The sequence below is a fragment of the Arthrobacter sp. FW305-BF8 genome (genome assembly GCF_021789315.1).
In the GTDB taxonomy this organism is placed as follows: domain Bacteria; phylum Actinomycetota; class Actinomycetes; order Actinomycetales; family Micrococcaceae; genus Arthrobacter.
Genome location: NZ_CP084561.1, coordinates 4,738,048 through 4,754,142 on the forward strand (window position 1 = coordinate 4,738,048; position 16,095 = coordinate 4,754,142).

The following is a 16,095-nucleotide window of genomic DNA, read 5'->3' on the forward strand; positions in this document are numbered from 1 at the left end:
GGACACCATGCCTTCCCCCGCCATGCCGGCAAGCCACTCCCTTTCCGCGCCTCCCGCACCAGCAGCGATCCTGCCGCGTCATGAGCCTCTCGCCTTCCAAACCCGCGACGGGCTGGTCGAAAGCGTCCACTACGGCTCCCTGATCGCCACCGCCGCCGACGGCCGCACCCTGCTCTCCGCGGGCGAACCCGAGGCCGCCTTCTACCCCCGGTCCTCGCTCAAGCCCCTGCAGTCCGTGGCCATGGTCCGGGCGGGACTTGACCTGCCTGCCGACCTGCTGGCCCTCACTGCCGCCAGCCACTCCGGCGCAGCCCGCCACCTCGACGGCGCCAGCCGCATCCTGGAACTCCACGGGCTCACGCCCGCAGCTCTCGAAAACAGCACCGACCTTCCCTACGGCGTCCGCGAGCGCGAGCAGTGGCTGCGCGACGGCGGCCGGCCCACGCAGCTGGCCCAGAACTGCTCCGGCAAGCATGCTGCCATGGCCGCCACCTGCGTCATCAACGGCTGGCCCGTGCAGGGCTACCTCGGCCCCTCCCACCCGCTGCAGAAGCTTGTGGCCGAAACTGTCACCGACCTGACCGGTGAGGAACCCGCCGGCATCAGCACCGACGGCTGCGGCACCCCGCTGTTCGCCCTCACCCTCGCCGGCATGGTCCGCGCCTTCGGCCGCCTCGCCTCGGCCGAACTTGCCGACGGTGCGTCCGCCCCCGAAAGCCCGGAAGCCGCCGTCGCACATGCCATGCGCCGCCACCCGGACATGGTGGCGGGCGAGGGCCGCGACGTCACGGAGCTCATGCGCCTCCTGCCCGGCGCCCTGGCGAAGGACGGCTTCGAAGGCGTCCAGCTGGTGGGGCTGCCGGACGGACGCGCCATCGCCGTCAAGATTTCCGACGGCGGTGACCGGGCCCGGATGCCAGTCACCGTCCGCGCGCTGGAAGCGCTCGACGTCGACACCTCCGCTCTTGGGGGCATCGCCACCGGCGCGGTCCTCGGCGGCGGCCGCCAAGTGGGCCTGCTGCAGGCCGCAGACTTTTCCTCCCTGTCCCCGACCGACGACGTTCTTTAAGGACTGCACATGACCGAAACCCAAACCCTGCCGGACGCCCAACCCCTGTCCGATGTCCGCTCCGAGCACGACCTGCTCGGCGACCGCGACATCCCCGCGGTCGCGTACTGGGGTGTCCACACACTCCGTGCTGTGGAGAACTTCCCTATCACCGGGCAGCCGCTCTCCAGCAACATGCACCTGGTCCGCGGCCTCGCCGCCGTGAAAATGGCCGCGGCACGCACCAACCTTGAACTTGGGCTGCTGGACCCCGAACGCGCCGCGGCCATCGAACAGGCCTGTGCCGACGTAATGGACGGCGAACTCAGCGAGCAGTTCGTCGTCGATGTGATCCAGGGCGGCGCGGGAACGTCGTCGAACATGAACGCCAACGAGGTCATCGCCAACCGGGCCCTGGAAATCCTTGGCCATCCCAAGGGCGACTACGCGCGGCTGCACCCCAACGACCACGTCAACCTCAGCCAGTCCACGAACGATGTGTACCCCACCGCGGTGAAGCTCGGCACGATCTTCGCTGCCCGTGAGCTGCTCTCCGCGCTGGCGGAGCTGGAGGAATCGTTCGCGGAAAAGGCCATGGAGTTCCGCACCGTGGTGAAAATGGGCCGCACCCAGCTCCAGGACGCCGTGCCCATGACCCTGGGCCAGGAATTCGGCACCTACGCCGTGACCATCGGCGAGGACCGGCAGCGGCTGGCCGAGGCTGACCTTCTCATCCACGAGATCAACCTCGGCGCCACCGCGATCGGCACCGGGCTGAACGCCCCCGCCGGCTACGCCGAGGCCGCCTGCCGGCACCTGGCCGAGATCACCGGTCTGCCCCTGGTCACCGCCGTCGACCTCATCGAGGCCACCCAGGACGTGGGCGCGTTCGTCCACCTCTCCGGCGTGCTCAAGCGCGTGGCCGTCAAACTGTCCAAGATCTGCAACGACCTCCGCCTGCTCTCCTCCGGACCGCGCGCCGGCCTCGGCGAGATCAACCTCCCTGCCGTCCAGTCCGGATCCTCCATCATGCCCGGCAAGATCAACCCGGTGATCCCGGAAGTGGTCAGCCAGGTGGCCTACGAGGTCATCGGCAACGACGTCACCATCACCATGGCCGCCGAAGCCGGGCAGCTCCAGCTCAACGCCTTCGAACCCATCATTGTGCACAGCCTGCACAAGAGCATCTCGCACCTCGAAGCAGCCTGCCGCACGCTCACGGCCCGCTGCGTCCGCGGCATCACCGCAAACACCGAACGGCTGCGCCTCACCGTGGAACAGTCCATCGGCCTGGTCACCGCCCTCAACCCCCACCTCGGCTACGCCACCGCCACGGCCATTGCCCAGGAAGCACTGGCCACCGGCAAGGGGGTGGCCGAACTGGTCCTCGAACACGGCCTGCTCACCGAAGCCCAGCTGCAGGAGCTCCTCAGCCCCGAACGCCTGGCGAACCTCAGCAAGTAACAAGATTCCTTCCCCCAACAGGAAATCAAAGGACTCCCCAATGAGTAACCAACCCATCACAGACCACACGGTTCCGGCCCAGGCCCATGCCACCGAGAACCTTCTCCACGCGGAGGACAAGGGCTACCACAAGAGCCTCAAACCGCGGCAGATCCAGATGATCGCCATCGGCGGCGCGATCGGCACCGGCCTGTTCCTCGGCGCCGGCGGCCGGCTCAACGCTGCCGGGCCATCCCTGGTCATCGCCTACGCCGTCTGCGGCTTCTTCGCCTTCCTGATCCTGCGTGCCCTCGGTGAACTGGTGCTGCACCGGCCCTCCTCGGGCTCGTTCGTCTCCTACGCCCGTGAATTCTTCGGCGAGAAGGCAGCCTTCGTCTCGGGCTGGTTCTACTGGATCAACTGGGCCACCACCACCATTGTGGACATCACCGCAGCCGCCCTCTACATGAACTTCTTCGGCAACTACATCCCCTGGATGGCCGACGTCCCCCAGTGGGTCTGGGCACTGACCGCCCTCGTCGTCGTCCTCTGTCTGAACCTCGTTTCCGTCAAGGTGTTCGGCGAAATGGAATTCTGGTTCGCCATCATCAAGGTCGCCGCCCTCGTGGCGTTCCTCCTCATCGGCACCTACTTCGTCATCTTCGGCACCCCCGTCCCCGGCCAGGAAACCGGCTTCAGCCTCATCACCGACAACGGCGGCATCTTCCCCAACGGCCTGCTGCCCATGATCATCCTCATGCAGGGCGTCCTGTTCGCCTACGCCTCCATCGAACTCGTCGGCACCGCAGCCGGCGAAACCGAAAACCCCGAAAAGATCATGCCCAAGGCCATCAACTCCGTGGTGTTCCGCATTGCGGTGTTCTACGTCGGCTCGGTCATCCTGCTGGCCCTGCTGCTGCCCTTCACCTCCTACCAGAAGGGCGTCAGCCCCTTCGTGACGTTCTTCGGCTCGATCGGCATCCAGGGCGTGGACGTCATCATGAACCTCGTGGTCCTCACCGCAGCCCTGTCCTCCCTCAACGCCGGCCTCTACTCCACCGGCCGGATCCTGCGCTCCATGTCCGTAGCGGGCTCCGCCCCCAAGTTCGCCCAGCGCATGAACAAAGCCGGTGTCCCCTACGGCGGCATCGCCATCACCGCCGGCGTCTCCCTGCTCGGCGTCCCGCTGAACTACCTCGTCCCGTCGCAGGCCTTCGAGATCGTCCTGAACATCGCCTCCGTAGGCATCATCGTCACCTGGGCCACCATCGTCCTGTGCCAGATCCAGCTCAAGCGCTGGGCGGACAAGGGCTGGCTCAAACGCCCCTCGTTCCGGATGTTCGGCGCGCCCTACACCGGCTACCTGTCCCTGCTGTTCCTCGTCGGCGTACTGGTCATGGTCTTCATCGACTCACCCCTCACGCTCCTGGTCACCCTCATCGCCATCGCCCTCATGGTCGCCGGCTGGTACGCCTGCCGCAAACGGATCCACGAGATCGCCGAAGCCCGCGAAGGCTTCACCGGCATGTCCCCCGTCATCGCCAACCGCCCCGGCCCGGGCGGCGCGGACCGGATCTAACCCGGCAACTTCTTTCCCGGCAAGACAGCGCCACTGAGCGCGAACGGACACATGTGGCCCCACTCCAGGGGCCACATGTGTCCGTTCGCGCTTAAGCGGTTTCGGTCATTGACGGCCGTTGGGTGCCGGAGTAATTTACGACTAGCTGTGCTGAAAGCGCTGGGCCACAGGCCCTAAACCGTCGAGACGGGGACGAACCTCGTGTCTGAATCACGCCAAGGCAAACCGCGCGACGCTGCCGCCCTGCCAAGGTGCATCCGGTCTCCGCCGCTGTGGACGTCCTGCCCGGACTACTGCGCCTCCAAGAGCAAGAGGTTGGGCCCGCACCGGCTGCAAAGACAATCACCCGGCGCGGCCATGCGGCCGCCCCCAGATACCGGGGTGTGTGCCCCCGGATGAATCGGGAGTAAACCGTGGACAACAGTTCCTTCCAGGCCCTCCAGGAGAAAGTACGGGGCCAAGTCATCACGAGCGACCAGGCGGACTACGACGATGCACGGGCCGTCTTCAACGGAATGATCGACAAACGCCCCGCGGCCGTCCTGCGCGTGTCGCAGGTCGCGGACGTCATCGCCGGCGTGAATTTCGCCCGTGACACAGGCCTGGACCTGGCGCTGCGCGGCGGCGGCCACAGCGCGCCCGGGTTCGGGACCTGCGACGGCGGCCTCGTCATCGACTTCACAGGCTGCCGGGGGGTGCGCGTGGACCCTGCCAATGGCACGGCACGAGCCGAAGCCGGAACGACATGGGCGGACTTCAATCACGCCACGGGCGCATTCGGCCTCGCCACCACCGGAGGCATCATTGGATCAACGGGCGTTGCGGGACTAACGCTCGGCGGAGGCATCGGCTACCTCGCCCGGAAGTACGGACTGTCGTGCGACAACCTCAAGTCCGCTGACGTGGTGACTGCGGACGGGAAGTTTTTGGTCGCCAGCACCACTGAAAATGACGACCTCTTTTGGGCGCTTCGCGGCGGGACCGGCAACTTCGGCGTCGTGACTTCCTTTGAGTTCAACCTGCACCCCGTGGATGTTCTCTACGGGGGAGTGATCATTTACCTTCTGGAGCACGCCGACGCTGTGGCACGGCTCTACAGGGATTACATCGCCACGGCACCGGAGGAAATGGGCGTCTTCCTGGGCTTCCACCAAGGCCCGCCGGTCCCGTTCCTGCCAGAGGAGTACCACGGGAAGCCCGTGGTGGTGCTGGTGGGCGGCTGGGCGGGCCCCCACAATGAGGGCGAGCGTCAATGGCAGCCGTTCCTTGACGTTGCGCCTGTCGCCGGCTCCTTCCTTGGCCCCCTGCCCTACACAGTTCTCAACACGCTCTTCGACCCGTTCTACCCGAAAGGCCTGCAGGCATATTGGAAGTCAGAGTTCCTGCCCGTTCTGAGCGATGACGTCGTCCATGTGGCTGAGAAGTTCGGCGAAGGCATTCCCAGCGTCCAGACGGCCAACCACTTCTACCCGATTGACGGGGCCGTCCAGCGGGTCGGGCGGGACGAGACCGCATTTCCGTACCGCGACGTCAACTTCGCCGTCGACATTGCCTGCCACTGGGAGGATCCGGCCCACAACGAAGCCAACAAGAAGTGGGTGCGCGATTACTACGCAGAGCTCCACCCCCTCGGATCCGGTGCGGGCTACGTGAACTTCCTCGACGCCGACGACCAGACACACATCAAGGACACCTACGCGGGGAACTACGCCCGCCTCGCCGAGGTCAAGGCCAAGTACGATCCCGGCAACCTGTTCCACGTCAACCAAAACATCAAGCCGGCCGGCTGATACCGCCTGCATCACGAGCATTTCTGCACCTCTTCAAGGGGGCCGTCCGCATCTCCGCCGCACCAGTCGGTGGGCGTGCGTGGGGACAGCCGCAGAAAGTGGTGCAGAAATGCCCTTCGCCCTCCGCCGGGAAGGTTCCTTCTGCCGCCATTCGGCCTACCATGGAGGCATCCGGGGTGAGGCCCGCGATGAGCGGTGCCTCCACGGTGCGTCGAAGGGCCGGACGAATGGACGTCGTTGTCATCGAAACCCCGCAGCTCGGGGACCGCAGCTACCTGGTCCATGACGGCCGCGTCGCGCTGGTGGTCGATGCCCAGCGGGACACCGACCGCATCGAGGAGGCCGCGAGGAGCGCCGGGGTGCGGATCACCCACGTGGCCGAGACCCACGTCCACAACGACTACCTCACCGGCGGCCTGATCCTCGCCCGCGCCCACGGAGCCAAGTACCTGGTGAACGCCGCGGACCAGGTTGCCTATGAGCGCGAGCCGGTTGAAGACGGCCAAACCCTGCAGATTGGCGCTCTCACGCTCCGAGCCGTGGCCACGCCCGGGCACACCCACACGCACCTGTCCTACATCGTCACGGACGGTCCGGGCAGGGCCGTATTTTCCGGCGGCAGCCTGCTCTTCGGCTCCGTTGGCCGCACCGATCTTCTCGGTCCCCGAGACACCGCCGGCCTGGCACGGGACCAGCACGCGTCGGTCCACCGGCTCGCGGACGAGGCCGGACCCGATGCTGCCCTCTATCCCACCCACGGGTTTGGCTCGTTCTGCTCGGTCGGACCGGCCACCCGCGCGGAGACGTCGACCATTGCCGAGCAGTGCGAAGGGAACCATGCACTGACGGATCCGGATCCCGAGCACTTCGCGGCCGAGCTCATGGCCAATCTCTCCGCGTACCCTTCCTATTACGCCCACATGGCCCCCATCAACATGACCGGCCCCGAGCCCGCGGACCTGAGCCTGCCGGAGTCACTCGGCGCCGCTGAGCTGACGGAGCGGCTGGCGAACGGCGAATGGGTGGTCGACCTGCGCCACCGCGTGCTGTTCGCCGGCAACCACCTGCGGGGCACCGTCAGCTTCGAATACGGCTCGGGACGAAGCTTCAGTTCCTACCTCGGCTGGGTTCTCCCCTGGGGCGAAAAGCTGACGCTCGTCGGCAGCAGTGAGGATCTGCAAGATGCCATCCGCGACCTTTCCCGCATCGGCATCGAGCGCCCCGATGCCGCGGTGGGAACAGAACCCGGCGAACTGGCCCCGGGAGCTCCCGTCGCCTCTTATCCCCGCGCCGGCTGGCCCGCCGTCGTTCATGAAAAGCCCGACGGCGACCCCGTGCTGGACGTACGCCGCAGCGACGAGTTTGCCGCCTCGCACGTGGCAGGCGCCATTAACGTGCCACTGCACGAACTGCTGGCCCGTCTGGCGGAACTGCCCGCCGGGTGCCTCTGGGTGCACTGCGCCACCGGCTACCGCGCCGGCGTCGCGGCCAGCCTGCTGCAGCGGGCAGGGCGGGACGTGGTCCAGATCGATGCCCGGTTCCGGGACGCCGCGGCCGCCGGGGTCGCCCTGCAGATGAAGCCGCTGCAGCGGGGGTGACCCGTCTGTCCGTGGCCGGTGACCCGGTCGAAAATGCAAAGTCTAGGTTGAAAGGAGAACAACAATGGATGCTGAACGCAAAGTGGTTGTCGGCGTGGATGGCTCCGATTCCTCGGTGGAAGCCCTCCGTCTGGCGGCGCGGCTGGCACCGGGCCTGGGTGCGCGCGTCCATGCCGTAGCCTGCTGGCATTTCCCGGAGATGTATGCCGGATACATCCCTCCGGATTTCGAGGCGTTCGAGACCTCGGCTGCCAAGATCCTGGCCCAGGGCATCGAAAAGGCATTCGGACCGGACGTTCCGGAGACCCTGACCAGTGAGCTGGTGCGGGGTCCGGCCCCGGCCACGCTGGTGGAGGCGGCGGCCGGAGCGGCGATGCTGGTGGTGGGGCGCAGGGGCCACGGCGGGTTCATGGGCCTGCACCTCGGCTCGGTGAGCACCGCCTGCGTGGCGCACGCCGAATGCCCGGTCCTGGTGGTGCACACCAAGGATGACCACGAGCGCACTCACCATTTCCGCAGGGGCGCCGCGTCCAGGGACGCACACAGGGATACACACAAGGACCCGGGCAGGGACGCACCCGTGGACACGGCCACGCGCTAAACCCTCCGCGTAACGCAACGCACCTGCAACCCCCTCCCGGCGCGCCATCGCCTATGCTCGGCTGAGCAGCTCACATCTGGCTCAACGTCGAACCACGGGAGACAACCTCATGACCAACTGGCGGATCCGGGACTTCCACTCCGCGGACCTGGACGGCATCCTGCACCTCTGGGAGTCGCTGAAGGCCACCAACGTCGAGCCGGTCTACGCGCTCTCCGAGGTGCTGGCATCGTGCGAGAAGGACCATGCCGTAGTGGCCGTCCTCGGCGACCAGGTGGTAGGCGCCGCGGTCGGCCGTGCAGCCCACGATCAGGGCTGGGTCGTTTTCCTGGCCACTCTGCCGGAATTCCGCGGCCGGGGCATCGGCACTTCCCTGCTTGCCGCCGTCGAAAACCGGATGGCGCCGCACGGACTGAACAAGCTATCGGCCCTGATGCCCGAGTCGGAGACTCGGGTGGAGGCCTTCCTGAGCCGCGGCTTCGTGCTCAAGAAGAACCTGCGCTACTTCGAGCGCACCATCCCCGTGCAGCGGCAGGAACTCGAACCCCTGAGCCTGCTGGGCGGACGCATCCTGGCGCGGGACCTGTGGGAGAACGTGGCCGGCATGCGCCGGGAAAAGGAACTCCTGGAGCGCCGCCTGGTCCTGCCGCTGGCGGAGGCGGACCTCGCCGACGAATTCGGTGTGGTGCCGCCGCGGGCAGTGGTGCTGTTCGGGCCCCCCGGTACCGGCAAGACCACCTTCGCCAAGGCGATCGCCTCCCGGCTGGAGTGGCCCTTTGTTGAAGTCTTTCCCTCCCGGCTGGCGTCCGACCCCAAGGGTCTGGCAGGCGCACTGCGGGAGACGTTCCTGGAGATCGCGGAACTCGAGCACGCCGTCGTGTTCATCGACGAGGTGGAGGAGATCGCCTCCCAGCGCGCCGGGGACCCGCCGTCTCCGCTGCAGGGCGTCACCAACGAACTGCTCAAGATCATCCCGGCCTTCCGCGAACAGCCCGGCCGCATCCTGGTCTGCGCCACCAACTTCATCCGCGCCCTCGACTCCGCCTTCCTGCGGCACGGCCGGTTCGACTACGTGATCCCCATCGGCCTCCCGGACCGGCAGGCTCGCGAAGCCATGTGGCAGCGCTTCATCCCCGCCGCCGTCGTGGACAACGTGGACGTGGAGCAGCTCGTGGACCGGACCAAGGGCTTCTCCCCCGCGGACATCGAGTTTGCCGCGCGTAGCGCCTCCCAGCGTGCGCTGGAAAAGGCAGTGTACGACGACGGCGGGCTGGCTTCCGGGGGCAGCGTGTCCGTCCGCGAGGCGGTCCGAAAAGGTCCGGCCACCCAGGACTACCTCGATGCCATCGCAGACACCCGCACCACCGTCAGCGACGAGGTGCACCAGGAGTTCCTGGAGGACATCGACGCCCTCGGCCGCGTGTAGCCTCTTCGCTGCAGCCAAAGCAACGCGGGGTCAGATAACGCCCATATGTGGGCCCGAATTGGGCGCTAAGTGACCCCGCGTTGCAGTCATTGCCGAGTCGAGGAGCAACGTGATCCTGTTTCTGACGATCGTCAGCGGAGTGGCCTGGACGGTTGTGTATGTCGAGGCGATCCGGCTGGGCGTCCGGGAACGCACCTACGCCATCCCGGCGGCGGCCTTGGCGCTCAACTTTGCCTGGGAGGCCATCTACGCCTCGCGGTCCCTGGCTACGGGCATATCGGCGCAGGGGATTTTCAACATCGTGTGGGGCCTGGCGGACGTCCTCATCGTCTACACCTTCCTGAGGTTCGGGCGGGCCGAGCTGCCGCCCTGGATCACGCGGCCGCTCTTCCTGGGCTGGGCCATACTGCTGGGCGTCACGTCATTCGCGGTGCAGCTTCTGTTCGTGGCTGAGTTCGGCTGGGACGACGCCACCAAGTACGCCGCCTTCCTGCAGAACCTGCTGATGTCCGGGCTCTTCATCGCCATGTTCGTCGCGCGCGGCGGCGGCCGCGGTCAGTCGCCCATCATCGCCGTGGCCAAGTGGATTGGCACGCTTGCACCCACCATTGTCTACGGCGGTTACGGAAACTCGGCCCTGATCCTTGGCTTGGGAGCGCTGTGCAGCGTGTTCGACGTGACATACATTGCCCTGCTCTGGCGGGCGCGCGGACGCGCTACTGTTTGATTCATGCCCTCTAATCCGCTTCGGCACGCCGTGGCCCGCATGGGCGGCCGGGATCCACACCAGCCGCACCGGACAGCCACCCCACTGGAACTCTTCTTCGACCTGACTTTCGTGATCGCCTTCGGGGTGACCGGCAGCCAGTTCGCCCACGAGATCGCGGAGGGACACTTCGGCGCCGGGCTGCTCGGCTTTTCCTTCGCGATGTTTGCCGTGATCTGGGCGTGGATCAATTTCACCTGGTTCGCCAGTGCCTACGACACCGACGACTGGGTGTTCCGGTTGGTCACCATGGTTCAGTTGCTCGGTGTCCTGATCCTGGCGATGGGCATCGAGCCCATGTTCCACTCCCTGGTGGAGGGGCGGCACGTGGAGAACACGGCCATCGTGGGCGGCTACGTCATGATGAGGCTTGCCCTGGTCTTCCAGTGGCTGCGCGCTGCCCGGCAGGATCCGGCCCGCAGGCAGACGTGCCTGCGCTACGCGGGATACTTGGCGGTGGTCCAGCTTGGGTGGATCGCTGTGCTGTTCATCCAGGCGGACGTCGCCACCACATTCCTGATGATTGCACCGCTCTATGTCCTGGAGTTGGCCACTCCGTACGCCGCCGAGCGGAACGCCACCACGCCCTGGCATGCCCACCACATCGCCGAACGCTACGGCCTGCTGGCCATCATCGCCCTCGGCGAATGCCTGATCGGCGCCGTAGAGACACTCCGGGCGATCGTGGCCAACCATGGCTGGTCGGTTGATGCAGCCCTGGTGGGTTTCGGCGGCACGGCACTGGCCTTCAGCATGTGGTGGATCTACTTCATCCTGCCCGCCGGCCGGGCGCTGCACCTGCAGCGGCACCGTTCCTACTTCTTCGGCTACGGCCACATCCCTGTCTTCGCCGCAATCGCCGCCACGGGCGCTGCCCTGCACGTCGCCGCGTACTACATCGACCATGCCGCCCACATCAGCGCCGCCGTCGCCGTCGCCAGCATCGCCGTTCCCGTGGCCCTGTTCAAGGTCTCGCTCACGGCACTCTTCAGCGTCATGACGTGCGTCGACCGCACGCTCATCGCCGTCACCACCGGAGTGGTGCTAGTGCTCGGGGGAAGCATGGCATTGGCGGCTGCGGGCGTCTCGGTTCCCGTCTGCCTGCTTGTCATTGTTGCGGCGCTCGGTGCGTCGATCGTCATCGATGAGCGCCGGAGCACGGATCTGCTTCACGCGGCGCTGGCGAAGCTGGAGCAGCGGTCCGAGACCGCCTGACGGGCTCCGCTACGCCCCGGGCCAGACCCAAGGGTCACGCGGCAGGCTGGCGGGCGAAAACTCTTTGAGGGCGTTCTCCAAGGAAGCGCCGGGGAGCCCCAGCGATTCCAAGATGATGCGCTGCACAGCTTCTGCGGGGATTCCGACGGCGGCCAGGTCGCCCAAGGTAACCGCGCCGTCCCGCTTTGCCAGACGGGCGCCGTCGGCGTTCACCACCAGCGGCACGTGGGCATATTCCGGAGCGGGCATATCTAGGAGAGATGCGAGATATGCCTGCCGGGGTGTGGACGGCAGAAGGTCATCGCCGCGGACCACCTGGTCTATGCCCTGCTCGGCATCATCCACGACGACGGCCAGGTTGTACGCGGTAACACCGTCGTTCCGGCGCAGGACAAAGTCGTCCACGACGCCCGTGAACGTCCCGTGCAGCACGTCCTCCACCGTCCACTCGGCCACAGAGGAACGCAACCGGATCGCGGCCGGACGGGTAGACCGCTTGAACTCGAGCTCCGCCGCTGACAACTGTCGGCATGTGCCGGGATAGGCTCCCTGAGGTGCGTGCGGCGCGGACGGTGCCTCCTGGATCTCACGGCGGGTACAGAAGCACTCATACGTCAGCCCGGCGGCGGCCAGCCGTCCGATGGCGGCCGTGTACAGCGGTTCGCGGTCCGTCTGGCGCACCACCGCGCCGTCCCACGTCATTCCGACGGCCGCCAGGTCCCGCAGCTGCACGGCCTCAGCCCCCGCCCGCGCGCGGTCGAGGTCCTCAACGCGCAGCAGAAACCGCCGTCCGGTGGAACGGGCAAAAAGCCAGGCAAGGATCGCCGTCCGGAGGTTTCCCACATGCAGCTCACCGGACGGGCTCGGTGCGAAGCGGCCAGCGCAAGTCATGCCATCCACCCTATGCCGAACACCACAAGAGCCCCTCAGCTACCGTGCTCCGGGGGTTGGCCGGGGATCGGTAACTCAGGGGCTCTTGCCGTGCCTGTCCTGAACGGAACTGCGTTCCGGAATTCGAGGCACTTCCTGCGGAAAGACGAATGCGTGAACAAGTGTCAATCAGCGGCTGCCTCCTTGCGGGAAGCGTGGTCCAGGGAGCCGGGTGGTATGCCGGGAGCCTGTAGCCTGCAGGCTGCGGGGGTAACCGTCGCCTGCGTTGCCACTATCTGAGCAGAACACTTACAGTAGGCGCAACGGGCACCGAGCCTACTGGTCAATCTGACCAGTTGCGCGGCCCGGAACAGGACAGGAAGTGATCAGATTGCAGGAGCTCGACGCCACCGACCGGAGAATCCTTTCGGCCCTGGACGAGGATCCGCGGCTGCCAATCATGGTCCTGTCCCAGCGGCTGGGCTTGGCCCGCGGAACAGTACAGTCGCGCCTGGAGCGGATGACGGCGTCGGGCGCTCTCCGGCCCAACAGCAGCCGTGTACTGCCCGCAGCGCTGGGCCGCGGCGTTGCCGCCGCGGTCAGCGCCGAACTGGACCAGAGCCACCTCAACGAGGCCATCGCTGCGCTGCGCGAAATCCCGGAAGTACTGGAGTGCCACGCCCCTGCCGGCGACACGGACCTGCTGATCCGGGTGGTGGCCACCAGCCCTGATGACCTTTACCGGGTTTCCGAGGAGATCCGGCTGTGCCCGGGAATCGTGCGGACGTCCACCAGCATGTTCCTGCGCGAGGTGATTCCCTACCGGACTACGGGCCTCCTAGAACACTGACAAAACTCCCTTGGATAGGCGCTCCGATACTGCGCAAATCATTGGGGAAAACTGCGGATTTTCCGGCGGCTGTCCTGCGGTGGCAGCTATAACCTGATTCAGCATCCGCCGCGGCGCTGGGCACGCAGCGGGTGCATTGTTCACTCAGGGTCTCCGCCGGGGGGTCGGTCTCAATAAGGAACTCAATGCGCTCTTTTTCACGTTCAATCGCGTCGGTCACCGGCTTGCTGGTTCTCGCCGCGGGCCTCGTCTCGCTTCCCGCCGCCGCTTCGGTGGCTGCCACAGATCCTGCCGCGGGCGGCACTACACTGCCGGTGGAGTCCCCGACGGAACAGGAGCACCACGGGTACGAATCCGCGCCCGGTGTGCCGATGGATGAGCCGCCTGCCGGACTGGCACTGCAGACCGAGGCGGGGGTGACTGCTCCCGTTCCAATCACGGTCAAACTTGTCGTGGCCACCCTGGTCGATAACAAGGCCCTCGTTCCGATGGCCCAGGCCGAGGCGGCCGTGACGGCCTCCAGCAACTACTGGAAGGCGATGTCCGGCGGCCGTATCTCCATGACCGTCACCGAACGGGCGACCTTGGCCTCCAAGACGGCGAGGTCGACGGACTCCTACTACGACATGATCAACAAGATCACGAGCGAGCTGAAGTGGACCTACAGCGCCAACAAGGCCCTGGTGATCTTTGTGCCAAGCGACACGCTCGCCGGCGGCGCCCTCGGCGCCGGTTACAGCAGCAACGGCAACAGCGGGCGCGTGCTGATGCCGAAAATCAGCGGCTTCACCAACAGCGTGATCGCTCACGAATTCGGGCACGTCCTGGGTTCCATGCACGCCGACGCCCTGCAGTGCGGCAGCGGCGTTTCGGACGTGGGCGTCACCAGCACCGGGCAGTTCACCGATTCCTCCTGCTATATCCGGGAATACGGCGACAGCACCGACCTGATGGGGCTGTCCAGCTACAACATGCCGGTGATCAGTTCGCCGTTTTGGGAAGCCAGGGGCCTGGGCAATGGCACTGACGTCCGCGACCTCGGTGTCGCTTCCGGCGTGAAGAGCTACACGCTGAAGCCGTGGGGTGACACCAAGCTGGCCTACCGCGCGGTGAAGTTCGCAGATCCGGCCAGCCGGGAGGTCTACTACCTGGAGCTCCGCCAGCCGGTCGGCTACGACACGTACCTGGCCAGCGGGTATGCGGGCAACCGGGGCGTCAAGGTGGTCCAGCGCGGCGGCGCCACCCCCTCGTCCTCGCTGGCACTGATGCCGTCCACCGTTCCATTCAGCGGCTACTACGCCACCAATCACACGTGGCAGGCCGGCAGCACGTTCACCACGAACGCGGGAACCCGGGTCACCATCAATTCCGTCACCGCCACCTCGGCCACCGTTACCATCGACGCCGACCCCGGACGCAAAGCCCGAATCCAGTTTTCGGCAGGCGACTTCGACGGAGACGGACGCCCGGACATGCTGTCGCGGGAGACCGACGGCTCCCTCATGCTGAACGCCGGCCAGCCCGGAAACAAGCTCGGCGCGCCGAAGCGCATCGCAGGCGGCTGGAACATCTTCAACACGGTCGTGGGGGATGCCGACTTCACCGGAGACGGACAGGCCGACCTCCTTGGACGTACTTCCGAAGGAGAGCTCTGGCTCTACCCAGGAAACGGCCAGGCCGGCTTCCTGCCCAGGATCCGCATCGGCGGGGGTTGGCAGATCTTCCAGCGCATCGTCACCCCGGGTGACCTGACGGGTGATGGCAAGCGCGACCTAGCCGGCATCAAGCCCGACGGCACGCTGTGGCTCTACCCCGGCGACGGCAGGAGCGGCTTCCTGGCCCCCACCCAGGCCGGAACCGGGTGGAACGGCTTCACCGCAGTTTCCCCGGCAAGCGGATTCGGCGGGCGCGTTGGCGGACTACTGGCCCGCAGCAGCGACGGCTCGCTCTCCTTCTACGCCGGAAACGGCGCCGGAGCGTTCCGCGAGCCGGTTCGGCTGGGAGCAGGCTGGGGCGCGTTCGAGACGATCATCGGCGGGCATGACTTCAGCGGGGACGGACAAACCGACGTTCTCGTGGGCACGTCCGCCGGCACCCTCGCGCTCTACCCGGGTACCGGTGGGAGCCGCCTGGCGCCGCGGGTATCACTCGCGACCGGATGGAACAAGTACAGCCAAGTGTGGGGTGCCGGCGACATGACGGGCGACGGACGCACCGACGTCCTGGCGCTCAGTCCGCAGGGCCAGCTGTTCCTGCACCCGGGCAACGGCTCGGGCGGGTTCACGGCCGCCCGCTTGCTCAATTCCGGCTGGCAGACCTATAGCCAGATCTTTTCCGCCGGAAACATCGACGGCAGCGGGGGTCCGGACATCGTGGCCCGGGCTGCGGACGGAAGGCTGTGGATCTATCCCTCTGACGGGAAGGGCACTCTCCTGGCCCGCAAGCTCATCGGTGCCGGTTGGCAGGGCTTCACGCGGATCCTGTCCCCGGGAGACTTCACCGGGGACGGCAAGAGCGACCTCATGGCCCAGACACCTGACAGCAGGCTGTGGGTGTACCCGGGCAACGGCAGGGGCGGCCTGCTCGCGCGGCGGGCGCTGGGTTCCAACTGGAACGTGTTCAGCCAGCTCATCCCTGCGGGCGACATCACCGCGGACGGCAAGCAGGACATCCTGGCCCGCACCGCAGCCGGGGACCTGTGGCTCTACCCGGGCAACGGAACCGGCGGCGCCCTGCCGCGCCGGCAGCTGTCCGGCGGCTGGGCCGCATACAAGCCGCTCGTAGCGGCCGGCCGGTTCACGGGCACCAACTCCACCAGCCTGCTGGCTCCGTCAGCAGACGGAACCCTGTGGCTGTATAGCCTGTCGAGCTGGGGCACGTTCCAGAACGTCGTGCTGAACCCCCGCTGA

Annotated in this window: 12 protein-coding genes; 11 read left to right on the plus strand and 1 reads right to left on the minus strand. The window is 66.8% G+C overall.

What is annotated here, in order from left to right; all coding sequences use genetic code 11:
• Window positions 1-7: 7 nt before the first annotated feature.
• The 9 genes from LFT45_RS21480 (at window position 8) to LFT45_RS21520 (ending at window position 11,466) form a co-directional block, all read left to right on the plus strand.
• Window positions 8-1,069, plus strand: coding sequence for an asparaginase (locus tag LFT45_RS21480; protein WP_236805746.1), 1,062 nt, complete (start codon window positions 8-10; stop codon window positions 1,067-1,069).
• Window positions 1,070-1,078: 9 nt separating this feature from the next.
• Window positions 1,079-2,512 (plus strand): aspartate ammonia-lyase, encoded by a 1,434-nt coding sequence (locus LFT45_RS21485; protein ID WP_236805747.1) that lies wholly within the window; start codon window positions 1,079-1,081, stop codon window positions 2,510-2,512.
• Between the two features lie 40 nt (window positions 2,513-2,552).
• Entirely contained in the window at window positions 2,553-4,070 is a 1,518-nt protein-coding gene (locus tag LFT45_RS21490; RefSeq protein WP_236805748.1) for an amino acid permease, read from the plus strand.
• A gap of 413 nt (window positions 4,071-4,483) precedes the next feature.
• A complete protein-coding gene (locus tag LFT45_RS21495; protein WP_236805749.1) occupies window positions 4,484-5,860 on the plus strand; it encodes an FAD-binding oxidoreductase in 1,377 nt (458 codons plus the stop codon).
• 227 nt (window positions 5,861-6,087) lie between these two features.
• Window positions 6,088-7,458, plus strand: coding sequence for an MBL fold metallo-hydrolase (locus LFT45_RS21500; RefSeq protein WP_236805751.1), 1,371 nt, complete (start codon window positions 6,088-6,090; stop codon window positions 7,456-7,458).
• A 64-nt stretch (window positions 7,459-7,522) separates the two neighbouring features.
• Window positions 7,523-8,059, plus strand: a complete 537-nt coding sequence (locus tag LFT45_RS21505) for a universal stress protein (protein ID WP_236805752.1) — start codon at window positions 7,523-7,525, stop codon at window positions 8,057-8,059.
• Window positions 8,060-8,168: 109 nt separating this feature from the next.
• Window positions 8,169-9,485, plus strand: coding sequence for an ATP-binding protein (locus LFT45_RS21510; protein ID WP_236805754.1), 1,317 nt, complete (start codon window positions 8,169-8,171; stop codon window positions 9,483-9,485).
• 109 nt (window positions 9,486-9,594) lie between these two features.
• Window positions 9,595-10,212 carry a transmembrane-type terpene cyclase gene (locus LFT45_RS21515; protein ID WP_236805755.1) on the plus strand — a complete coding sequence of 206 codons (618 nt, stop codon included), beginning with the start codon at window positions 9,595-9,597 and terminating at the stop codon, window positions 10,210-10,212.
• A 3-nt stretch (window positions 10,213-10,215) separates the two neighbouring features.
• Window positions 10,216-11,466, plus strand: a complete 1,251-nt coding sequence (locus tag LFT45_RS21520) for a low temperature requirement protein A (RefSeq protein ID WP_236805758.1) — start codon at window positions 10,216-10,218, stop codon at window positions 11,464-11,466.
• A gap of 9 nt (window positions 11,467-11,475) precedes the next feature.
• On the opposite strand, the gene gluQRS is transcribed toward LFT45_RS21520, so the two are convergent.
• Window positions 11,476-12,357, minus strand: coding sequence for a tRNA glutamyl-Q(34) synthetase GluQRS (gene gluQRS, locus LFT45_RS21525; protein ID WP_236805760.1), 882 nt, complete (start codon window positions 12,355-12,357; stop codon window positions 11,476-11,478).
• A gap of 370 nt (window positions 12,358-12,727) precedes the next feature.
• On the opposite strand from gluQRS, the gene LFT45_RS21530 reads away from it, so the two are divergent.
• Together LFT45_RS21530 and LFT45_RS21535 are read left to right on the plus strand one after the other, a co-directional pair.
• Window positions 12,728-13,186: an Lrp/AsnC family transcriptional regulator gene (locus LFT45_RS21530; RefSeq protein WP_190243046.1), complete on the plus strand. Its 459-nt coding sequence runs from the start codon at window positions 12,728-12,730 to the stop codon at window positions 13,184-13,186.
• Between the two features lie 185 nt (window positions 13,187-13,371).
• Entirely contained in the window at window positions 13,372-16,095 is a 2,724-nt protein-coding gene (locus tag LFT45_RS21535) for an FG-GAP-like repeat-containing protein (protein WP_236805761.1), read from the plus strand.